Raw genomic sequence first — 20,348 nt, 5'->3', positions numbered from 1 at the left:
CCCAGGTCCGCGCCCCTCTAACGGCGAAAGGTCCGCGCCCCTCTAACGGCGAAGCGGCACGGCGCGCGATCGTACCGTGCCGCGACGGGTCACTACCCCCTGGCGAGCCTCGCGCCCGGCCCCAGCCTGCGGGGGCCTTCGCGGGTCATAGCGGCGGCACCAGGGCGAAGTAGCGGTCGAGCCGGTCCCGCTCGCCCGTGACCTGCAGCCGTCCGGCCGGGATCCGCCCCCACAGGAACAGCATCAGATCCGACGCCGTGCCGCTCACCTCGACGTCGCCCGGCGTGCCGTCACGGGTCAGCACGACCTCGTCGCCGTCGAAGCGGACCGTCCAGTCGCCCAGGCCGTCGCTCTGCCGGAACCTGAACCGCTCGCCGGCCCCGGGCGGGGCCTGCCGCACCATCCGGCGGGCCGGCGCCATGACGGTGAAGGTCTGCTCGACGGCGTCCGCGGCCAGCTCGGCCGCGACCGGCTGGGCGGTCCCGACCGCGCCCTCGGCGTCCCAGCGGTGCACGGCCGCCTCGATGGTCTGCATCCGCAGCCAGAACCCGGCGGTCTGCTCGGGCGCCCACGTCCACACGCGCTCGTCCAGCGGGGTCTTCCTGAACACCGACTCCAGCGCGAAGGCGCCCTCGCCGAACCACTCGATCAGGCTCGGCGGGACCGGTCCGGTCGTCGGTTCGTGCCCGGGGCCCTGCCAGCCGCGAAGGTCCTCCGGCAGCCCCATCAGGTCGGGGTCGAGCGCCTCCGGCGGCTGCCGCAGGCGCTCGGTGATGATGCGGGCCACGAACCGGTGCACCCAGCCCAGGTGTCCCACCAGATCTGACATCGACCATTCGGGGCACGACGGCACGACGGGCGCCGTGGTGGCCTTGGCCGCGGTGCGGGCGGCGGTCTCGAAGGCGAGGATCTCGCGACGGAAGTGGGGAAGGAGGTCCATGCCTCCACTGTGTCATCCGGCCGCGGAGACTTTCCAGGCTAGACCAGCCGGGTGACCTGGCCGGTGTCGAGCGAGTAGTAACAACCCACGATCTCGAGCTGCTTCCGGCAGACGCGCGGGGCCACGGGACACACGGGCGGCTCACGAGCCGGAATCCCGCAGCCGGGAGCGGTACTGGCGGGGCGACAGGCCGTAGGCCGCGCGGAACGTCCTGCTGAAATGGAACGGGCTGGCGAAGCCGCAGGCCGTGGCGACCTGCCCGACATCCATGTCGGTCACCTCCAGCAGCCGGGCCGCGTGCCGTACCCGGGCCTCCCGTACGGCCTGCATCGGCGACCTGCCGGTCTGCGCCGAGAACAGGTGCGCGAACCGCGACGGTGACAGCGCCACCGACGCCGCCAGCGACGCGACACTGTGGCGGGCGTCGGGCTCGGCCGCGATGAGCGCCTCGGCCTGCCGGACACGCGGGTCGCCGCCCTCCTCGGGCCCCGCCGTCGCGGCGCAGGCCAGCATGATCACCTCCTCGACGGCGTTGAGCACCAGCTCGCGCGCCAGCGGCGCCGCGGCGACGGCCGGGCTGGGCGGCCGTCGCGCCGGCGCGGGCGGTGCGCCCTGCCCCGGCCGGCGGGCGTCGGCGTCGGCCCGGCGGAAGGCGCGGTCCAGACGCCCGTGCACCGCCTCCGGCACCCCGCACAGCAGATGGCAGCGCGAACCCCGCGCGTACGGGCGCAGCCAGGTCAGCCAGGACGGGCGGGGCTGGAAGTGGACCCACCAGAACGCCCAGCGGGCGGCCCCGGGCGCGACCCGGTAGTGGTGGCCGGTCATGGAGCCCAGCACGACCAGGTCTCCGGGGCCGACCGTGCAGGCCACCTCGCCCTGCTCCACATGACCCGCCCCGGCCTGCGTCCACATCAGCAGCCAGCTGGGCGCGCCCGTGCCGCGGCGCACGGCGTAGCCCGGCGTCCGGTCGAAGTGTCCGACGATCACCAGGTCGGCGGCAGGAACGGACATGTCCTCAGCCGTCGCAGGCATACCTTTCACCGGTTGGCCCTCCTAGCGTGGGAATCAGCCGAACAAGGAGTGAACGTATCGTGCTGACCTTCGACGAACCGCAGCTGAAGACCTTCCACGACGAGGGGTTCGCGCTCGTGCGCGGGCTGCTGACCGCCGGTGAGGCCGCCGCGCTGCGGGAGGAGTTCATGGCCCTGCACGCGGCCGGACCGGTGCCCGGGCACTTCACGCCCAGACCGCAGGATCCCGGCGCCCCCTATGACATCCTTCGCGACTACCCCCGGGTCATGCACCCGCACCAGATCAACGACCTCGCCCTGCGCTACCTGCTCGACGGCCGGATCACCGCGATCGTCGGCCGGATGCTCGGCGAGGAGCCGGTGGCAGCCCAGAGCATGTTCTACTTCAAGCCGCCCGGCGCCCGCGGCCAGGCGCTGCACCAGGACAACTTCTACCTGAGGGTCGAGCCGGGCACGTGCGTGGCCGTCTGGATCGCCCTCGACCGGATCGACCGCGACAACGGCGGCCTCGAGGTGGTGCCCGGCACCCACCGCATGGACCTGTTCTGCCCGGAGGAGGCCGACCCCGGCCTGTCCTTCACCCGGGAGTACGTCCCGCCCCCGCCGGGGCTGGCGCGGGTGCCGGTCGACATGGACCCCGGCGACGTGCTGTTCTTCAACGGCAACCTGGTCCACGGCTCCGAGCCGAACACGACCGCCGACCGCTTCCGCCGCAGCTTCATCTGCCACTACGTCGGCCGTTCGACCGAGCGGATCTCCTCCTACTACCCCACGCTCACGCTGGACGGGCAACGGGTGTTCTTCGCGGAGGCGGCGGGCGGCGGCCCGTGCGGCACCGACGCCGGGGGACCGCACTAGCCCGCCACCGCCGGCCGGCCCCCGCACGCTGGCGCCGCCATGTCCAGGCGGGCCGTACAGCGAAGGCGGGCCGTACGGCGAAGGCGGCCCGTGCGGCGGAGCGTCCAGGCGGGCCGTGCGGCGGAGCTTCTAGGCGGGCCGTACGGCGAAGCGGAGCCTGAAGTGGTCGAGCGTCCCCGGCAGCGGCGTGGGCAGCGCGGTCACGGGCCGCACCCGCCTGGTGCGCAGCAGCGCGGCGAGCACGGTCTCGGCGGTGAACAGCACGAGGTCCCGGCCGGGGCACCGGGCGAAGCCCGCGCCGAACGGGATGCCGGTCCAGCCCGTGCGCCCGGAGACGAAGGCGTCGGGGTCGTCGATCGCGTGCGGGTCACGGTTGGCGTACGGGCTGAAGATCGCCACCATCGTGCCCTCCGGCAGGATCTCGCCCCGCCACTCGATCGGTTCGGTCGTGTCCCTGAGCACGGCCAGCGTCGTCGGCCAGAGCCGGACCGACTCCTCCACCGCGGCACGCAGGTCCTCGGTGCCCGGGTGGGCGGCGACCAGCGCCAGCGCCCGGTAGGCGGCGATGCCCGCGGCGTCGAAGGCGAACAGCCAGTGCGGGGCCTGCCCTTCGGCGTGCACGTCGGGATCGGCGTGGGCCGCCATCAGGAGGGGGGCGAGGCTGCCGGGTTCGGCCCGCCGGAGGTGGACGTCGAGGCGGCGTTGGAAGGCCGCCCGCGCCTGGTTGTGGCGCCGCCTCAGGTAGAACCAGTTGGCGTCGGCCCGCAGCCGGTTCAGCAGCAGGGTCAGCCGCTCGTCGCCGCGGGCGCCGTCGCCCAGCACCAGGCGGCGGGCGATCCGCCCGTGCGCGGCGGTGAACACCGGCCAGGTCAGCTCGCCCTCGCTCGGCAGCGCGGCCACCTCCTCCTCGATCACCGCGGTGAACGGGCCGGCGAGGCTGTGGCGCGGCCGGCCGGGCTCCAGTATCTGCTCGTTGAGCCGGCGGCGGCGCTCGCGCAGGCCGGGGTCCAGGGTGATGAGCACCCCGTGCGGCTGGAAGTGGCCGAGGGCTGCGCGCTTCTCCAGGTTGGCGGGGGTGAAGGCGTGATCCTCCAGTACCCGGCGCACGTCGGCGGCGGCCAGCGGGATCAGCGCCGGGCCCCGCACCGGGATCCGGACCAGCAGCGGGCCCTCGCCGTGCCTGGCCCTGAGCCGTTCGAGAAGGCGCGCGCCGCGCCGGTCGGCGTCGAGGAGGGCGGCCAGCCGTACGCCGAGGGGCCGGCGGAGGACGACGCCCTGGGCAAGCGCGGGCAGCAACACGCCCACGCCCAGGCGCGCGCTCTCCAGCACCGAGGCGCGCGGCAGACCGGCGCGGCCGAGCCGGGAACGCGCGTAGGCCCTGCCGCGCAGGCGCTGCACCCAGCCGGCGGGCCGCAGCGCGGGGTGGTGGTTGACGATCGGGTCGAAGTCGGCCTCGCCCTCGGCGTGTCCGGTCAGGCGCAGGATCGCGATCCTGCGCCCGTTGGCCTTGAGCGCGAAGGCGAGCGGCGGATGCGCGCGCACGGGGTCGGCGGGCGGCTGCTCGCCGAGCGGTTCGGCGGTGAAGCGGACCCGTCCCCCGTCGTGCCGGTAGGACAGGATCGTCGAGTAGTGCCGGGTGCCGGGAAGGCAGGACAGCAGCAGGTCCAGGTCCCCGTCCGGGCTCAGGATCTTGATGGCGAGGCCGAGCACGTCGGGCAGCGAGCCCGGCAGCGACAGGCCCTTGGACAGCCGTGCCCGCACCGGCCGCGGCCCGCGGTCCAGCGCGGGCACGCCCAGCGGCGGGTGCTCGTCGATCTCGAGCGTGCCGGTGAAGAGCTCGCCCACGGTGTGGAGGGCTCGTCCCTGCCGGAAGTGCGCGACTCGGGTGATCGTCGACATGCAGGAACGGCTACCCCGTGCCGTGGCGATGACACCGTGCCCCCTGTCAGCTCCCGCCATGGTTTCCCTACATGACCGCCAGCTGGCCGCCGTCGATGACCAGCTCGGTGCCGTGGATGAAGGCCGCGTCGTCGGAGGCCAGGAAGGCGTAGCCGGCCGCGACCTCCGCGGCGAGCCCGGCCGAGATGGCGGCGTTGAGCGGGGTCCTGATGTAGCCGGGGCACAGGGCGTTCACCCTGACGCCGTGCTTGCCGAGCTCGACCGCCATGGTCCTGGTGAGCAGCAGCACGCCGCCCTTGGAGGCGTTGTAGTGGGCGTAGTCGGCCTCACCGCCCAGCCCGTTGGTCGAGGACATGTTGAGGATGACGCCGCCCTCGCCCCGCTCGACCAGGTGCCGGGCCACGGCCTGGGCGACCAGGAACATGCCGCGCAGGTTCACCGCGATGATCCGGTCCCAGTGCTCGGGGGTGATCTCCAGGAACGGCTCGCGCCATGCCGTACCGGCGTTGTTGACCAGGACGTCGATGCCGCCCGTCGCCGCGATCGCCCCCTCCACCAGGCGGGTGACGTCGGCCTCCGCGCGCACGTCGCCCGCCAGCCCGCGCACCTCGCCCAGGCAGGACAGCTCGGCCACGGTCGCCTCGACCTCGGCCCGGTCGAGCCCGCCGAGCACGACCCTGGCACCCTCCTCCAGAAACCTGCGGGCCGTGGCGGCGCCGATCCCGCTGCTGCCGCCGCTGATCAGCACCCGCTTGCCGGCCAGTCCGCGCATGGCATGCCTTCCTTCAACGCACCGCGCCGCGAGCGGCGACGCGTAGTTCGGTGATGACGTGTCCATCCTCGACGCCGTGGGCGACGTCGAAGAGGTTGACGACGGAGCAGGCGTGGCCGGGGACGAACACCACCCGCTCCGGGGTGGGCCTGGCGATGACGGTGGCCAGCACGCGGGCGGCCGTGGTCGCCTCGGTCGCCACGCCCAGGCGCACCATCGAGGCGTCGTTGAAGATGTAGGTGCCCGGCCTGATCTCGGTCACGCCCGTCACCCCCGCGTCCGGGCGGTGGGGGGTGGAGCCGACGCTGATCTCGCGCAGCTCGATCCCGTCACGGGCGCACAGCGCGGCGGTGGCCACCAGGTCCTCGCCCTCGCGGCGGGCGGTCGTGGCCAGTTCCTCGGCGGTGCGCGCGTGGTAGGCGTGACCGGCCAGCGTGAGCAGGCCCACCACCTCGACGCCGGGGACCGCGGCGATCTCGGCGACCAGGTCGGCGGTGGGCCGGCCGGGTGGGCGGCCCAGGCGGTGCTGGCCGGTGTCGACCTCCACCAGCACCTCCACGGGCGGCCCGCCGAGGCGGCCGAGCCCCGCGGCGACCTCGGGCGAGTCGAGGCTGACCCGTACCCTGACCCGCTCACGGAGCGCGGCCAGGCGGCGCAGCTTCGGCTCGCCCCAGATCGGAAAGGCCAGCAGTTGGCGTCGATGCCTGCCTCGGCCATGATCTCCGCCTCGCCCAGCTTGGCGCAGGTGATGCCGGTGGCTCCGGCCTCGAGCTGCATCCTGGCCAGCTCGGGCATCTTGTGGGTCTTGACGTGCGGTCGCAGCCTGACGCCGTTGCGTGCCGCCACCTTGGCCATCTCGGTGATGTTGGCGCCGACCACGTCGAGGTCGATGACCAGCGCGGGGGTGTCGATCGCGGGGTACATCGGTGGACCTCCCCTCTCGAAGGTCTCCAGAACGTAGCATTCATTCCGTATCGTGCACCAGCATTCTGTATGACGGAACAGCAGCTCGCCTGCGGATGACCCTTGACAGCCGCCCCGCATGCTGGTGTCCTTGCGCTGATTCGGAACAGCATTCTGCAATACGGAATGGAGCACTATGAGGCTGGGCACGGTACGGGTCGGCGGGGCCCGTTTCGCCGCCACGGAACGCGAGGGACTCTGGTACGCGCTGGACGTCCCCCCCGGCACCCCCATGGGAACGGTCCTGGTCGATGGACCCGAGGAGGTCGCCCGCCTGGCGGTCTCGGCGGCCAGGCCCCTCACGGGGGCGACGCCTGTGGCGCCGCTGCGGCCGGGCAAGATCGTGGCCATCGGCCTGAACTACCTCGACCACATCCGCGAGGCGGGGATGGACAAGCCCGAGCGGCCGCTGATGTTCGCCAAGTTCCCCTCGAGCGTGATCGGGCCCGGCGAGCCCATCGTGATCGACGCCGGCCTCACCGAGCGGGTGGACTGGGAGGTCGAGCTGGCGGTGGTCGTCGGCACGCCGCTGCGGCACGCGTCCCCCGCGCAGGCGCTGGCGGGAGTGGCCGGCTACACCGTGGCCAACGACGTCTCCGCCCGCGACCTGCAGTTCGCCGACGGCCAGTGGACGCGCGGCAAGAGCCTGGACACCTTCTGCCCGCTCGGGCCGGTCATCGTGACCCCCGACGAGCTCGGCGACCCCCAGGCGCTGCGGCTGTGGACGGCGGTCAACGGCGAGACCGTGCAGGACTCCAGCACCGCCGAGATGCTCTTCGGCGTCGCCGACCTGCTCGCCTTCTGCTCGCGCGCCTTCACCCTCGAACCCGGCGACGTCGTGCTGACCGGCACCCCGTGGGGCTGCGGCGAGTTCATGGACCCGCGCCGCAGCCTGCGGCCGGGCGACACGGTCGAGGTGGGCGTCGAGGGGATCGGCACGCTGACCAACCCCGTGGCGGGAGGCGCCAGGTGAAGGCGCTGGTGTTCACCGGGCCCGGCGCCGTCGAGATGCGCGAGGTGCCCGAACCCTCGGTCGGCGAGGGCGAGGTGCTGGTCCACGTGGTCGCCTCCGGCATCTGCGGGAGCGAGCTGCACGGGGTCAGGACGCCGGGCTTCCGGGTGCCGCCGCTGGTGATGGGGCACGAGTTCGCCGGCCGTACGGACGACGGGCGGCAGGTGATCGTCAACCCCATCCTGTCGTGCGGCGACTGCGACGTGTGCGCGCTGGGGCTGCGGAACGTGTGCAGGCGACGCCAGATCGTCGGCGTGCACCGGCCCGGAGGCTTCGCCGAGCGCGTGGCCGTGCCCGCGACGGCCGTCACCACCCTGCCCAGGGAGCTGGACTGGACGGCGGCGGGCGTCGTGGAGCCGGCCGCGAACGCCGTGCACGCCTGGTCGCTGGCCGCGCCCGCGGCGGGAGCCCGCGTGGGGATCATCGGCGCGGGCGCGATCGGGCTGGCCTGCCTGCAGGTCGCCCTGTCCCGCAAGGCCGCCCGCATCGAGGTCGCCGACCGCGCGGAAAGCCGCCGCTCGATCGCGGGACGCCTCGGCGCGGACGCGGCCGTCGCCGAGCTGACCGGCGAGTACGACGTGATCTTCGACGCGGTCGGCGCCGCCGCCACCCACGAGCGGTCGCTCGCCCTGCTGCGGCCCGGCGGGGTCGCGGTGTGGCTGGGCCTGGCCGATCCTGTCGCGGGCTTCGACGCCGCCGCCCTCGTGCGCGGGGAGAAGCGGGTGCTCGGCTCCTTCGCCTACACCGACACGGACTTCGCCACGGCCGCCGAGCTGGTCGGCGGCTGGGATCTCGGCTGGGTCGACACCTTCCCGCTGAGCGAGGGCGCCGAGGTCTTCACCGCCCTGATGAACGGTGCCACCGTTCCCGTCAAGGCCCTGCTCACGCCATGAAGCGAGGCAGCGCTGCTGCTGCGTCACCCCGGACGGGTGCTGTTCGGGACCGACGAGATCCCGCCGCACCCCGACGTCCACCGCATCCACTTCCGCTTCATGGAGACCGCCGACGAGGCCTTCGCCCACTCGCTGGAGGACCCGCCGCTGATGGGGCGGTGGACCATCAGCGGGCTCGACCTGCCCGAAGAGGCGCTCGGGCAGGTCTACGCCGGCAACGCGCTCAAGCTCGTGCCGAGGCTGGCATGAGCGGGCGGCCCCGCGCCCGGCCGGGCCGCGGCGCGGGCTCACCTACACGGCTTGTACGGCTTGTCGTACAGCGAGTAGTCGGTGGCCTTCTTGATGGAGTTGAACTTCAGCTGGTTCGCCTTGGCACAGTAGCCGCCGGGCGAGGTCTTGTACTCCACCTGGAAGACCGGCTTGCCGGCCCTGACGAAGGCCGACAGGGCGGAGCACTCCTGCCACTGGAAGCACTCCTCGTTGACGGCGTAGTCGAAGACCGACACCAGCTCGTCGATCTGGCTGAGGTCGTTCTTCAGCGCCACGGACAGGCCCTTGCGGTGCGCCATGTCGGCCAGCGCCTTGTTGTAGACCAGCTGGGTCTGCGGGCTGATGTCCCAGCCGGTGACCGACCTGCCCTCCTCGTGGGCGTGGACGACGTCGAACTCGACGCCGTCGAAGCCGGCCTGCACGCACTTGTCGACGCGGGCCTCCATCATCTTCAGCAGGAAGTCGCGCTGGCCCTTGTCGTTGTTGATGTTGGCCCACCGCTCGTTCGGGAACTCGTCGCTGAACGGCTTGCCCAGCAGGGACTTGCCGTGGCTCTCGTGCCAGTCGACGAACTCCTGGTAGTCCGGCCGGAAGTCCTCGATGGAGCCGGCGTCGACGTAGCAGACGGCCTTGGCGCCCCTGGCGTGGATGGCCTTGACGGCCGCGGTGTTGAGCGTGGTGTTGTTGCCGGCGATCTCGGCGTCCGCGTACAGGTCGATGTCGAAGACGCTGGGCCGTACGCAGGCCCCGCCGCTCTGCGGCGTCTCGCAGATGCCGACGTTGATGCCGCCGGTCGCGGCGAAGGCCTTGGTGCCCTGGAGCTGGTACTGCCAGCGGCTCTGCACCGGCGGGCGCCAGATCGCCGCGCTTGCGCCCGACCGCCCGCCGCTCGTGGCGGCGCCCGTGACGGCGCTCGCCGCGCCGCCCGACGCCGTGCCACCCGCCGGGCCTGCCGTGGCGGCGCCGGCGGTGACGGTGACACCGGTGGTCCCGGGCGCCGCCGTCGTGGCGGCCTCGGCGGAGGCGTACAGGCCGGTGACGGCGAGCGGCAGTAAGGCCGTGACCGCGGTCAACCGGGTCGAGATCGATCGGAGCGTGGTCAATCCACTCACCTTCTATTCCATATAGCGGAACGATATTCCGCCACCAAGGAAATCGGCCTTGATCGGAGGTTGTCAACCTTCCTCTCGATGTCGAGAAGTCCGCAAAAAGGATGAACGCCGCCAGTTCTCCGAGGCTGTCCAGATCGTTCCGCATGACGGAACTCTGGTCTGTATCGCGGATGGATGGCTATACTCGCCGCACGCAGTGGGCCCTCACGCCCGCCGCGTGCTCTGTGGAGGGAACCCCATGGCACGCATCGTCTTCATCGGCGCCGGCAGCGTCGAGTTCACCAAGAACGTCCTCTCCGACATCCTGACCTTTCCAGAGCTCGGGGAGTCCACTCTGGTCCTGCACGACATCGACCCCGAACGGCTGGCCACGGCCGAGGCCATGGCCGGCTGGATGGTCACCAGGCTCGGCCTGGGCGCCAAGGTGGAGGCGCACCTCGACCGCCGTGCCGCCGTTGACGGCGCCGACTACGTGATCAACGAGATCGCCGTCGGCGGACACGCCGCCACCCGCGTCGACTTCGAGATCCCCCGTCGCTACGGACTGCGCCAGACGATAGCCGACACCCTCGGCATCGGGGGCATCTTCCGGGCACTCCGCACGATTCCGGTGATGGTCGGGCTGGGCAACGACCTGGCCGAGCTGGCGCCGCACGCGCTGCTGCTCAACTACACCAACCCGATGGCGATGATCCCGCGCGCCGTCTACCAGGGCACGCCCTTCACGAACGTGGTGGGTCTCTGCCACTCCGTCCGCGACACCCAGGCCAGGCTGGCCGCGCTGGTGGGCCTGCCGGTGGAGGAGATCTCCTTCGTCACGGCCGGCGCCAACCACCAGGCGTTCGTGCTGACGTTCGAGCACCAGGGCCACGACCTGTACCCGGTGCTCGACGAGGTCATCGCGCGCGACCCGGAGCTGCGCAGGACCGTGCGGGTGGAGATGTACCGCCGCTTCGGCCGCTTCCCGACCGAGTCCAGCGAGCACGGCTCGGAGTACCTGCCCTGGTTCCTACGCCACGACGACCAGGTCGAGCACTTCCGCATCCCCGTCGAGATCTACCTGCGCTGGTCGGAGGACAACCTCGACACCTACGAGGAGACCAGGCGGCGGCTGGCGGCGGGGGAGGGCGTCGAGATCGAGCCGGCCATGGAGCTGGCCTCGGAGGTCATCCACTCCATCGAGACGGGCACCCCCAGGGTCGTCCACGGCAACGTGCGCAACGGGGGCCTGATCGCCAACCTGCCCGCCGACGCGTGCGTCGAGGTGCCGTGCCTGGTGGACAGGGCCGGGATGCGCCCCACCCGGATCGGCGAGCTGCCGCCCCAGCTCGCCGCGCTGAACAGCACCTTCCTCAACGTGGGGGAGCTGACCGTGCGGGCGGCCCTCGAAGGCCGCCGCGACCACGTCTACCACGCGGCCATGCTCGATCCCAACGCGTCGGCGACGCTGACCCTCCAGCAGATCCACGACCTCGTGGACGAGATGATCGCCGCCCACGGCGAGCTGCTGCCGGAGGGCGTCCGATGAGGCGGGCGCCGGCCGCCGCCGCGCTCGTCGGGCTGGTCGTCCTGCTGACCGCCGCGGCGTGCGGCGGCGGCGGGCCGGAGCAGGCGGCCGGCGGCCCCGTCGAGATCACCATCTGGCACGGCCAGGAGGACGCCTCCGCCAAGTCGATCGAGAAGCTGGTGGCGCGGTTCAACCAGAGCCGGCGGGACATCAAGGTCAACACCGAGTCCGGCGGGGCCACGGCCGACGGCCTGCTGCCCAAGATCACCGCCGCGCTCACCTCCGACGCCTACCCCGACATCGCCTACCTCTACGGCTCGTGGGCGCCCAACATCGCCAGGAACCCGAAGACGGCCGACCTCACGGAGTTCGTCAAGGACCCGGCCGTGCGCTGGCAGGACTTCTGGGACAACGAGCGCGAGGCCGTCACCGTCCAGGGCAAGGTCATCGGCTTCCCCGCCGTGGTCGACAACATGGTCGTCCTCTACAACAAGAAGGTGCTGGCCAAGGCGGGCGTCGAGCCGCCCGGTCCGGACTGGACGTGGGACGACTTCAGGACCATGGCCAAACGGGCCACCGACGCCGATTCCGGCGTCTTCGGCACCACCTGGCCGATCAGCGGCGGCGAGGAGGCGGTCTGGGGCCTGTGGCCGATGATCTGGCAGGCAGGCGGTGAGATCCTCACACCCGACCACAAGAAGGCCGTCTTCAACAGCGCCGCGGGCCAGCAAGCGCTGGGCAGGCTGCGCGCCATGGCGGTCGACGACAAGTCCGTCTACCTCGACTCCAGCCCCGCGGAGAAGGGGCAGAAGCTGTTCGAGTCCGGCCGGCTCGGCATGTTCCTGTCGGGGCCGTGGGTGCTGCCCGACCTGCAGGCGGCCAAGGTCGACTACGGCGTCTCGCCGCTGCCGGGCACCGACGGCAACCACGAGACGGTCTCCGGGCCCGACAACTGGGTGGTCTTCGAGCACGACGAACGCCGGGTCAAGGCCGCGGCCACGTTCCTGACCTGGCTGACCGCGGCCGAGCAGCAACTGGAGTGGATGACCGACACCGGCTCGCTGCCGATCAGGGAGTCGATCACCAAGCTGCCCGGCTACCAGGGCTACCTCGACAAGTACCAGGGCATCGAGGTGATCTCGGACAACCTGGCCAACGCCAGGCGGGTCAGGCCGCCGACCACCAGATACCCCCGGGTGTCCGCCTTCGTGGCCGAGGCCATCGCGCAGGCGCTGCTGGGCAGGAGCGACGCCAGGACGGCCCTCGACGAGGCGGCCACCAAGGCCGACGCGGCGCTGGCCGTACCGGGATCATGAGCAGCACCACCGCGGTCGGCGCGGCCGCCACGCGGCACGGGCGGCCGAGGGACCGCAGGAAGCTCGGCGACACCGTCGCCGGCTGGTCCTTCGCCGGGCCGGCGACGCTGGTCATCCTCGGCTTCTCGCTGGTGCCGATGGCGTGGGCGCTGGCGCTGTCGTTCACCGACTCCGACCTGATGTCGCCGGGACGCAACGTCGGGCTCGACAACTACCGGGCGCTGCTCGAGGATCCGGTCTTCTTCCAGGCGCTGCGGAACACCGGGCTACTGCTGGTGCTCTACATCCCCGCGTCGCTGGTCGCCGGGCTGCTCGTGGCGGTGCTGCTGAACAGGAAGGTGCGCGGGATCGGGTTCTACCGGACGTGCTTCCTGGTGCCCTACGTCGTCTCGGCCACCGCGACGGGCCTGCTCATGGGCTTCGTCTTCGACCGCGACTTCGGCCTGGTGAACGGGCTGCTCGTGCAGCTCGGGCTGCCCGTCCAGGGGCTGCTCAGCAGCCCCTCCCAGGCGATGTCCGTCCTCACGCTGATCTTCTTCTGGACCCGCTTCGGCTTCTCCGTGGTGATCTACCTGGCCGCCATCCAGGAGATCAGCAAGGAGGTGATGGAGGCCGCCGCGATCGACGGCGCCGGGCGGTGGACCACCTTCAGGCACATCATCGTGCCTTCGGTGCGCCCGATGACGATCTTCCTCGCGGTCTGGGGCGTGATCGACGCGCTGCAGTTCTTCGACCTGGTCATGACCACGACGAAGGGCGGCCCGGCCAACGCGACGGTGACCATCGTCTACTACGTCTGGCAGCTGGCCTTCTCCTTCTCCACCGCCGGGTACGGCGCCGCCGTGGCCTACGTCCTGTTCGCCGGCACCCTCCTGCTGATCGTCGCGGGCCTGCTGGTCGCGCGGCGGAGGGGAGCCATGACATGAGACGCCTGCGCCTGCCCGGCAAGTGGCACCTGGTGCTGGTGCCGATCTCGGCGGTGGTCGTGCTGCCGTTCGTCTGGCTGCTGCTCAGCTCGGTGATGACCCAGGCCGAGCTCAACAGGTTCCCTCCGGCCATCTGGCCCGAGGGCATCGACCTGGGCGGCTACCGCACGGTCGTCGAGCGCTCGAACTTCCCGCGCTGGTTCCTCAACAGCGTCATCGTCTCGGGGGCGATCGTGGCGGCCCAGGTCGTGCTGTGCAGCATGGCCGGCTACGCCTTCGCCAGGATCAGGTTCGCCGGCGCCAAGGTGGTCCTGGTCCTGGTCATCGCCACCGCGCTGATCCCGTTCCAGCTCACGGTGATCCCCACCTTCCTGATCTTCAACCAGGCCGGGCTCACCGACACGCTGGGCGCGCTGATCCTGCCCCAGCTCAGCTCGGCGGTCGGCATCTACCTGATGACCTCCTTCTTCCAGTCCTTCCCGAAGGAACTGGAGGAGGCGGCGCGCATCGACGGCTGCTCGCGCGTCGCGGTGTTCTACCGGGTGGTGCTGCCGGTGGCCAGGCCCGCCCTGGCCGCGCTGGCCGTCATCACGTTCATCACGGCGTGGAACGACCTGTTCTGGCCGCTGGTGGCGATCAACTCGGAGGACAACTACACGGTGCAGGTCGGGTTGACGACCTTCCAGGGCCGGCACCGCGCCGACTGGCCGGCGATCATGGCGGGCACGGTGCTGACGACGGTGCCGGTGCTCGCGGTGTTCCTCGCCGGCCAGCGCCGCTTCGTCCAGGCGCTGACCGGCGCGGTGAAAGGCTGACGGCGCATACCGCACCCACCGGCGCCGTCAGCCGACGTCCCGGCGGGCAGACCTGCGCGCTCCCCGCCGGGACGTTCAGACCTGCTCGGCGACCGCCCGCTTGAGCACGTTGCCCACCTCTTCCATCCTGGCCGTGGACATGCGGTCCTTGATCGCCGTCACGCTCACCGCCGCCACGGGCGCCGTCCTGCCCATGAAGACGGGGGCGGCCACACACCGCACGCCCGGCTCGTTCTCCTCCAGGTCGAGCGCGTAACCGCGCTGCCGTACCTGGTCGAGATGCGTGGCCAGCTTCGCCGGGTTGGTGATCGTGTTGCGGGTCCTGGCCGTCAGCGGGCCGTACCTGTCGGCCCACGCCTTGATCGCCTCGTCGGTCGGGTACGTCCAGGCCAGCAGCGCCTTGCCGACGCCGGTGCAGTGGGCGGCGTTGCGGCCGCCCACGACCGAGGTCATCGTGATCGACCGCACCGCCTCGACCTTGTCGAGGTAGACGACCTCGCCGCCGTCGAGCATGGCCATGTGCACCGTCTCGGTGAACTCCTCGCTCAGCCGCAGCAGCAGGGGACGCACCAGCGTGCGCAGGTCCATCGTCTCGTAGAACCTGAACGCGGTCGCCAGCATCTCGGTGCCGAGGAAGTAGGGGCCGCTCGGCTCGGGCTGGGCGGCGAACCCGCGGTGCTTCAGCGCGCCCAGCAGGCGGTGGAGCGAGCTCTTGGGGAGGCCGAGCCTGGTGGCCAGCTCGTCGAGCGTAACGCCCCTGCTGTGTTTTCCGATCTCCTGCAGGATGAGCAGGGCGCGATCGACGCTGCCGACGGGGGACTGGACCTCAGCCACTGCACTCTCCTCCAAGTTCCGCTTTGTGGAATGCTAGCGCGTGATACGGAACTTGGCGCGCTTCGCGAGCCGCGGGTTCACGTCACCGGGACGATCCGCGCCTCCGCCAGCACCCCGTGCTCGATCGTCAGCACCCCCAGCGTCCCGTACGGCTGGCGGCGCCGGTCCGTGGGCGAACCGGGGTTGAAGATGCGCAACCCCTCGCCCGACTCGTCCAGCGGGATGTGCGAGTGGCCGAACACGACCAGGTCAGCCCCGGGGAACAACCGGCGCATCCGCGCGAGCCTGCCCCTGGCGGGGCCGCTGTCGTGGACCATGCCCACCCGCAGACCGTCGAGCGTCAGCTCCAGCGTCTCGGGCGCCGCCAGCTCGGGGCCGTCGTTGTTGCCCTTCACCACATGAACCGGCGCGAACGCGGCCAGCTCCGCCAGCACGGACGGCACGCAGACGTCCCCCGCGTGCAGGATCGCGTCGGCGCCGCGCAGATGCTCGGCCACCCTCGGCGGGCACGACCTCCAGCGGCGCGGCGCGTGCGTGTCGGACAGCACCACGACGTTCATGGGCTGTCCCTACCCGTCAACCGCCGAAACCCGATGAACCGCCGAAAACCTGATGAACCGCCGAAACCCGATGAACCGCCGAGACCGATCGACCGACGAGACCGATCAACCGCCGAAATAGGTGACCGCGTTCTTGGTCGCCACCGACGTCCACGGCACGATGACGACGCCGCCGTTCCGCTCGAACACCATGGCGTTGTCGCCCTCGGTGCCGAACTCCTGCGGCAACGTCGCCACCGGCGTCGCCTTGCCCGACGCGGCGTCGAGCTGTACCAGTCTGGGGGCCAGGTCCCGCCGGTCACCCACCTCAAGCGCCAGCAGCCCCTTGTCGTCGGCGCGGACGTAGGTGAGCTTGGTGGCGTTGGTGCCCGACGACTCCCACAGCCGCCTGCCCGTCTTGAGATCGAAGGCCAGCGCCTTGTTGCTGGAGCGGAGCTCGTTCGGCACGTTCTCGGGGAAGGTCGCCAGGTACAACCGGTCGCCGTGGACGGCGTAGCGGTACTTCTCCGCCATGCCGTCGAACGTCGCGACCTTGTTCATGCTCAGCATGTCCACGTGGCCGGGCTTGATGTCGACCTCGCGGCCCCCCGCGTCGAAGGCGAGGAAGATCTCCTCGCCACCGCGTTCCACCTGGACGATGACAGGGTCGGCCGACAGGACGGAGGGGCCGAGGCCCGTCTCGCCCAGCGGATAGCGCTTGACGGCCTTGCCGCTGTGCGGGTCCAGCACCTCCACACGGTTCGGGGTGCCGGCGAACGAGCAGTCGTAGATCACGACCACGCGGGCGGCGGCCGCGTCGACGTCCTCCAGGTGGCAGCCCTCGGGCGGCGCGACGGTCCACCGCTTCGCGCCGTCGGACAGCCGGTGGCCGTACACCGTCTCCTTCACCGACAGCACCACCATGTCGCCCGCGCTCATCAGCTGCGGCGCGGTGATCATGTTGGCCAGGCTGGACTTCTCCGCCGGAATCTTGATCTTCCAGGTGAGCCGGCCCTTGGCCGCGTCGACCCCCGCCAGGTGGTCGCACAGGCTGGCGCTGCCGTACGCGACGGCGCCCTTGCCCGCCGCCAGCTGGCCGGTGCCACCGCAGAGCTGCTCGCCGGGGGAGGGCACGCCCCACGCTCGCTTGCCGTTCTTGAGGTCGTAGGCGAGCAGGCCGTCCTTCTGGGCGCGGACGATCGTGGTGTCGGTGAGCCATGCCGCGAAGGCCATGCCCGCGGTGAAGTCGGTGCTGTCGGCGTTCGTCAGCGGCACCGCCCACTGGCCGAGCGCCTCGCCGTCGCTGCTCCTCGCGGTCGTCCCCTGCGGTCCGGAGCCCGAGGTGGCCACGAACCACGCGGTGCCGGTGCCCACGGCCAGCAACACCACGAGGCCGAGCACGACGAACAGCGCGGTGCGGCCCTTGCTCCCCTGCGCCTGCCGCGGCGGCTGCTGCGCCCCGGCCGGGCCGGTCGGGTACGGCGCCTGCTGGTTCCACGACTCGGCCTGCGGGCCGGGCCCCGAGGGCGGGCCGTAGGAGGGCCCGCCGGGCGGCCTGAAGGAGGGCTGGGCCTGGGGCGGCGGACCGTAGGGAGGCTGCGCCTGGTTCGGTGGCCCGTAGCCGGGCTGCCCGTGGTCGTGGTTCGGCGGCGCCGGCTGAGCGGGGTGCGCCTGGCTCGGCGGCCCGTAGGACGGCTGACCCTGGGGAGCTCCATAGCCCGGCTGGCTTTGAGGAGGGCCATAGCTCGGCTGGCCCTGAGGAGGGCCATAGCTCGGCTGGCCCTGAGGAGGTCCATAGCCCGGCTGGCTCTCAGGAGGCCCATAGCCGGGCTGGGCCTCAGGGGCGCCGTAGCCAGGCTGGCCCTGGTGAGGGGGCCCGTAGGCCGGGTGGCCCCCGGTCGGGGAACCGTACCCGGGCTGCCCGCCGTACCCGGGCTGCCCGCCGTACTGGTGGCCGTTGTGCTGATCGGTCATCCCCGCCCCCCCTTACGCCAGCTGGCGGCGAACGTAGGCCGCCCACTGCCGCTCGAACTCCGCCTTGCTCACGCCGAGCACCTCGAACAGCGCCGCCTCGCTCTCGTCGCCCTTCGCCCGGTAGGCCGCGACCACGCCTTCGGCCAGCTTGCGCTCGCCGAACTTCGTCGCGATGAAGCGCATGGCGAGGTTGCCCATGAAGTAGTTGGTGTTGACCATGTTCTTGTAGTCCCAGAACACGTTGTCGGGCAGCCGGCCGTCGAAGGGCCTGGCCATCCGTCCCGCCACGTAGGCCCTGCCATCCGGGTACCGGCGCACCTGGGCGACGCTCTGGTGCCGCGTGGCGACGTAGTCGGCGAAGCCCTCGACGATCCAGTTGGGCTTGCCGAACAGGGACATCTCGGCGCTGTCGAGGCTCGCGACCAGCGAGTGGGCGATCTCGTGCTGGCTGACCTCCTTGATGCCCGCGGTGTCGGAGAAGAAGGGTGAGGTGGTGTCGAGCACGATCCGGCTACCGCCGATCTTGACGTCGTCGCCGGGGCGCCAGCTCAGCATCGGGATCGACACGCCCGCCTCGTGCGCCTTCTCCTTGCGGAACAGGTTGCCCAGCTGTGCCTGGCCCTTGGTCAACGCGACCACGAACCCGCTCGGCACGGTGGCGTCCGGCGGCCCGTTGCGCCGCCAGTAGCCCAGGTCGTCGGCGGTGGCCTGGGCGACGGTCGGCGCGATGCGCCTGGCCAGGCCGGCGTCCTCCGGTCTGGCCAGCACGAGGCTGGGGCCCGCCTTCACCACGGCCACGCCGGGCCAGATGTCCCAGGGGCCGGGGTAGTACACGGTCTTGGAGCCCTCACCGCCCGTGATCGGCGGCGGCGCGCCGCCGACCTTGGTGACGACCAGCGGGGCGTCGGCCGACGCCTTCTTGATCGTCCAGCGGTACCACTCCGAGACCGGCTTCAGGTCGATGCGGGTGAAACGGTGGACGAACGCGACGTCCTGGGTGAAGGTCACGCCGCGCCCGAAGCTGTCCTCCGCCCGGCCGTTGCGGCGCAGCGTCTGGTAGGACATCTCGCTCAGCGGCATCTTGCGCAGGTTGGCGAAGAGCCTGGCCTGGCCACGGACCAAAGCCGCGTTCCCCGGATCGAAGATCGAGGTGAACGCCTTGGCGTCGCCCGCGGTCAGCGCGGCGCCGTGCGACTTCAGCAGCGCGTCGATCTCCTGGTCGGTGACCACGACGGCGGCGGGATCCTGCCCCTTGCCGTTCTGTCCCTTCTCGGCCGCTCCGGTCGGGGCCGGGTCGAGGGCGCTCGCCGAGCTCCCGCCCCTCAGCGCCAGTCCCACGCCCGCGCCGACGCCGATCACCAGGACCAAGGACAGGACGCCGAGCGTCACCCACAGCCCGGTCCTGCGCCTGGGTGACGGCGGCGGGGGCGGGGGAGGCGGTGGCTGCTGCCACTGCGCCTGCTGCCCCTCCTGCCACTGCCCTTGCTGCCCCTGCTGCCACGGCGCCTGGTACTGCTGCTGTCCCTGCGCCTGCGGCCACTGCGCCTGATACGGCTCCTGCGCCTGCTGCCCCTGCTGCCACGGCGGAGACTGCGCCGGGTACTGCTGCTGAAAACCGGGCCCCGTCGTCACAATTGCCCCGTTAGAGCTCGTAGGTCACGAAAGGCCAAAATCGTATCAGCGGTCACAGAGACGGTCATGCAGGGTCAGGGGATCAGGCCATCCTTCATCACCGGCGTGCCCTGCGGCGCCTGGAGCGGTCAGCAGTCCGCGCTCCCCACGGGCGGCCGCCGCGAAGGAGGACCTCAGTCATGGCAGCTCCCTGACGTTCCGTCCGGCGGGGCGGGCGGGCGGCCGCCCAGGTGGGTGAGGTAGTGGTGGAGGTGGCCTGAGCCCTCCAGCATGGCCGTGGCCCGCTCGACCAGCTCCGCCTGGCGCTGGGCGATGGCCGCGCGCAGCGCGTCGCTGCTGCCCGTGCGGCGCAGGCCGTCCAGGATGACGTGGATCTGCGGGAACAGGTAGCGGCCCCGCCTGAGCATGCTGATCATCCGGGCGTCGCGCACGTCGGCGGGGCCGAAGACGCGGTACCGCGTGCCGGGCTCGCGCCTGGGGGACAGCAGGCCCGCCGACTCCCACACCCGCAGCGCCGAGGTGCGCACGCCGAGGTAGGCGGCCACCTCGCCGATGCGCATGCCCGCACGGGGCAGCGCCGAGTCGTCCGGTGCCTGCTCGGCGACCGCCTCCAGCGCCTCGCCCACCGCCTGGAGGGACAGCCGCTGCTCGTGCAGCGCCGCGTGCCCCGCGTTCACGAGGGTGAGCGCCTCGGGCAGGTCGCCCGCGTGAACGGCCTGCATGACCGAGCGCGCGGTGTCCCACCCGTATCCCCTGGCGAGCGTCCGGTAGGTCACCAGCGCGGCGCGGTGCCCCTCGTCGAATCGGCGGTATCCGGCGGCCGTCCGGGGGCTGGGGGGCAGGATGCCGGTGTCGGCGTAGTTGCGGATCTGCTGGGTGGATATGCCGGCCATGCGCGCCAGATCGATCGGACGCAGCGCCGTCCGCTGTGGGCTCATCGCCTTTCCCCTTACGTCGTGGTTGAAGGTTATCGGTACCCAGCCTCAGCGAGAGCGGCGGATCTTCGGAAAAAGTCTTCACGAACACTTCAATGAGACACTTGAAGCGCGGATGCC

19 protein-coding genes and 1 pseudogene are annotated in these 20,348 nt (G+C 71.7%); 8 read left to right on the top strand and 12 right to left on the bottom strand.

What is annotated here, in order from left to right; genetic code table 11:
- Window positions 1-145: 145 nt before the first annotated feature.
- On the bottom strand, window positions 146-940 hold the full coding sequence (locus ACWENQ_RS38050; RefSeq protein WP_452418583.1) for a maleylpyruvate isomerase family mycothiol-dependent enzyme: 795 nt from the start codon (window positions 938-940) through the stop codon (window positions 146-148).
- Between the two features lie 141 nt (window positions 941-1,081).
- Window positions 1,082-1,951 carry a helix-turn-helix domain-containing protein gene (locus ACWENQ_RS38045; RefSeq protein ID WP_452418581.1) on the bottom strand — a complete coding sequence of 290 codons (870 nt, stop codon included), beginning with the start codon at window positions 1,949-1,951 and terminating at the stop codon, window positions 1,082-1,084.
- Between the two features lie 80 nt (window positions 1,952-2,031).
- Here ACWENQ_RS38045 and ACWENQ_RS38040 point away from each other — a divergent pair, with 80 nt between their 5' ends.
- Window positions 2,032-2,829, top strand: coding sequence for a phytanoyl-CoA dioxygenase family protein (locus tag ACWENQ_RS38040; RefSeq protein WP_452418580.1), 798 nt, complete (start codon window positions 2,032-2,034; stop codon window positions 2,827-2,829).
- A 129-nt stretch (window positions 2,830-2,958) separates the two neighbouring features.
- On the opposite strand, the gene ACWENQ_RS38035 is transcribed toward ACWENQ_RS38040, so the two are convergent.
- The 4 genes and pseudogenes from ACWENQ_RS38035 to ACWENQ_RS38020 all read right to left on the bottom strand — a co-directional run.
- A complete protein-coding gene (locus tag ACWENQ_RS38035) occupies window positions 2,959-4,728 on the bottom strand; it encodes a cytochrome P450 (protein ID WP_452418578.1) in 1,770 nt (589 codons plus the stop codon).
- Between the two features lie 67 nt (window positions 4,729-4,795).
- Window positions 4,796-5,500 carry an SDR family NAD(P)-dependent oxidoreductase gene (locus ACWENQ_RS38030; RefSeq protein WP_452418577.1) on the bottom strand — a complete coding sequence of 235 codons (705 nt, stop codon included), beginning with the start codon at window positions 5,498-5,500 and terminating at the stop codon, window positions 4,796-4,798.
- A gap of 13 nt (window positions 5,501-5,513) precedes the next feature.
- Window positions 5,514-6,176 (bottom strand): alanine racemase, encoded by a 663-nt coding sequence (locus tag ACWENQ_RS38025; RefSeq protein ID WP_452418612.1) that lies wholly within the window; start codon window positions 6,174-6,176, stop codon window positions 5,514-5,516.
- Between the two features lie 38 nt (window positions 6,177-6,214).
- Window positions 6,215-6,424 (bottom strand): annotated as a pseudogene (locus ACWENQ_RS38020) (alanine racemase); the annotation flags it as partial.
- Window positions 6,425-6,599: 175 nt separating this feature from the next.
- On the opposite strand from ACWENQ_RS38020, the gene ACWENQ_RS38015 reads away from it, so the two are divergent.
- Genes ACWENQ_RS38015 through ACWENQ_RS38005 form a run of 3 tightly spaced genes read left to right on the top strand, consistent with a single transcriptional unit; the run spans window position 6,600 to window position 8,617 of the window.
- On the top strand, window positions 6,600-7,436 hold the full coding sequence (locus tag ACWENQ_RS38015) for a fumarylacetoacetate hydrolase family protein (protein WP_452418575.1): 837 nt from the start codon (window positions 6,600-6,602) through the stop codon (window positions 7,434-7,436).
- Window positions 7,433-8,368 carry a zinc-dependent alcohol dehydrogenase gene (locus ACWENQ_RS38010; RefSeq protein WP_452418574.1) on the top strand — a complete coding sequence of 312 codons (936 nt, stop codon included), beginning with the start codon at window positions 7,433-7,435 and terminating at the stop codon, window positions 8,366-8,368. Before ACWENQ_RS38015 ends, ACWENQ_RS38010 begins: the two co-directional genes overlap by 4 nt.
- A 36-nt stretch (window positions 8,369-8,404) precedes the next feature.
- Window positions 8,405-8,617: a hypothetical protein gene (locus tag ACWENQ_RS38005; protein ID WP_452418573.1), complete on the top strand. Its 213-nt coding sequence runs from the start codon at window positions 8,405-8,407 to the stop codon at window positions 8,615-8,617.
- Between the two features lie 38 nt (window positions 8,618-8,655).
- On the opposite strand, the gene ACWENQ_RS38000 is transcribed toward ACWENQ_RS38005, so the two are convergent.
- On the bottom strand, window positions 8,656-9,741 hold the full coding sequence (locus tag ACWENQ_RS38000; RefSeq protein ID WP_452418572.1) for an endo alpha-1,4 polygalactosaminidase: 1,086 nt from the start codon (window positions 9,739-9,741) through the stop codon (window positions 8,656-8,658).
- A gap of 247 nt (window positions 9,742-9,988) precedes the next feature.
- On the opposite strand from ACWENQ_RS38000, the gene melA reads away from it, so the two are divergent.
- The 4 genes from melA to ACWENQ_RS37980 are packed head-to-tail and all read left to right on the top strand — an operon-like array spanning window position 9,989 to window position 14,314.
- The gene (gene melA, locus ACWENQ_RS37995) at window positions 9,989-11,278 is read left to right on the top strand and encodes an alpha-galactosidase (protein WP_452418571.1); all 1,290 of its coding nucleotides are present in this window, start codon (window positions 9,989-9,991) and stop codon (window positions 11,276-11,278) included.
- Window positions 11,275-12,573, top strand: a complete 1,299-nt coding sequence (locus tag ACWENQ_RS37990; protein ID WP_452418570.1) for an ABC transporter substrate-binding protein — start codon at window positions 11,275-11,277, stop codon at window positions 12,571-12,573. The genes melA and ACWENQ_RS37990 overlap by 4 nt, the downstream gene beginning before the upstream one ends.
- Window positions 12,570-13,499, top strand: a complete 930-nt coding sequence (locus tag ACWENQ_RS37985) for a carbohydrate ABC transporter permease (protein WP_452418569.1) — start codon at window positions 12,570-12,572, stop codon at window positions 13,497-13,499. The genes ACWENQ_RS37990 and ACWENQ_RS37985 overlap by 4 nt, the downstream gene beginning before the upstream one ends.
- Window positions 13,496-14,314, top strand: a complete 819-nt coding sequence (locus ACWENQ_RS37980; protein ID WP_452418568.1) for a carbohydrate ABC transporter permease — start codon at window positions 13,496-13,498, stop codon at window positions 14,312-14,314. The genes ACWENQ_RS37985 and ACWENQ_RS37980 overlap by 4 nt, the downstream gene beginning before the upstream one ends.
- A 75-nt stretch (window positions 14,315-14,389) precedes the next feature.
- Here the strand turns inward: ACWENQ_RS37980 and ACWENQ_RS37975 are convergent, their stop codons facing one another.
- From ACWENQ_RS37975 to ACWENQ_RS37955, 5 genes are all read right to left on the bottom strand, one after another.
- Window positions 14,390-15,148 (bottom strand): IclR family transcriptional regulator, encoded by a 759-nt coding sequence (locus ACWENQ_RS37975; protein WP_452418566.1) that lies wholly within the window; start codon window positions 15,146-15,148, stop codon window positions 14,390-14,392.
- 77 nt (window positions 15,149-15,225) lie between these two features.
- Window positions 15,226-15,708: a metallophosphoesterase family protein gene (locus ACWENQ_RS37970; RefSeq protein WP_452418565.1), complete on the bottom strand. Its 483-nt coding sequence runs from the start codon at window positions 15,706-15,708 to the stop codon at window positions 15,226-15,228.
- A gap of 105 nt (window positions 15,709-15,813) precedes the next feature.
- Window positions 15,814-17,088: an outer membrane protein assembly factor BamB family protein gene (locus ACWENQ_RS37965; RefSeq protein ID WP_452418563.1), complete on the bottom strand. Its 1,275-nt coding sequence runs from the start codon at window positions 17,086-17,088 to the stop codon at window positions 15,814-15,816.
- Between the two features lie 585 nt (window positions 17,089-17,673).
- The gene (locus ACWENQ_RS37960) at window positions 17,674-19,293 is read right to left on the bottom strand and encodes a hypothetical protein (protein WP_452418562.1); all 1,620 of its coding nucleotides are present in this window, start codon (window positions 19,291-19,293) and stop codon (window positions 17,674-17,676) included.
- 173 nt (window positions 19,294-19,466) lie between these two features.
- The gene (locus tag ACWENQ_RS37955; RefSeq protein ID WP_449929687.1) at window positions 19,467-20,231 is read right to left on the bottom strand and encodes a MerR family transcriptional regulator; all 765 of its coding nucleotides are present in this window, start codon (window positions 20,229-20,231) and stop codon (window positions 19,467-19,469) included.
- Window positions 20,232-20,348 lie beyond the last annotated feature (117 nt).

It is taken from the genome of Nonomuraea sp. NPDC004354 (assembly GCF_053602555.1).
The sequence above is the reverse complement of the archived record's forward strand: the minus strand, read 5'-3'. Positions and strand labels throughout refer to the sequence as shown.

Excerpts from the sequence above, each read along its gene's own strand:
- ACWENQ_RS38050 (WP_452418583.1), bottom strand. The coding sequence starts at position 940 with ATGGACCTCCTTCCCCACTTCCGTCGCGAGATCCTCGCCTTCGAGACC.
- ACWENQ_RS38045 (WP_452418581.1), bottom strand. The coding sequence starts at position 1,951 with ATGTCCGTTCCTGCCGCCGACCTGGTGATCGTCGGACACTTCGACCGG.
- ACWENQ_RS38035 (WP_452418578.1), bottom strand. The coding sequence starts at position 4,728 with ATGTCGACGATCACCCGAGTCGCGCACTTCCGGCAGGGACGAGCCCTC.
- ACWENQ_RS38030 (WP_452418577.1), bottom strand. The coding sequence starts at position 5,500 with ATGCGCGGACTGGCCGGCAAGCGGGTGCTGATCAGCGGCGGCAGCAGC.
- ACWENQ_RS38015 (WP_452418575.1), top strand. The coding sequence starts at position 6,600 with ATGAGGCTGGGCACGGTACGGGTCGGCGGGGCCCGTTTCGCCGCCACG.
- melA (WP_452418571.1), top strand. The coding sequence starts at position 9,989 with ATGGCACGCATCGTCTTCATCGGCGCCGGCAGCGTCGAGTTCACCAAG.
- ACWENQ_RS37990 (WP_452418570.1), top strand. The coding sequence starts at position 11,275 with ATGAGGCGGGCGCCGGCCGCCGCCGCGCTCGTCGGGCTGGTCGTCCTG.
- ACWENQ_RS37985 (WP_452418569.1), top strand. The coding sequence starts at position 12,570 with ATGAGCAGCACCACCGCGGTCGGCGCGGCCGCCACGCGGCACGGGCGG.
- ACWENQ_RS37980 (WP_452418568.1), top strand. The coding sequence starts at position 13,496 with ATGAGACGCCTGCGCCTGCCCGGCAAGTGGCACCTGGTGCTGGTGCCG.
- ACWENQ_RS37970 (WP_452418565.1), bottom strand. The coding sequence starts at position 15,708 with ATGAACGTCGTGGTGCTGTCCGACACGCACGCGCCGCGCCGCTGGAGG.
- ACWENQ_RS37955 (WP_449929687.1), bottom strand. The coding sequence starts at position 20,231 with ATGAGCCCACAGCGGACGGCGCTGCGTCCGATCGATCTGGCGCGCATG.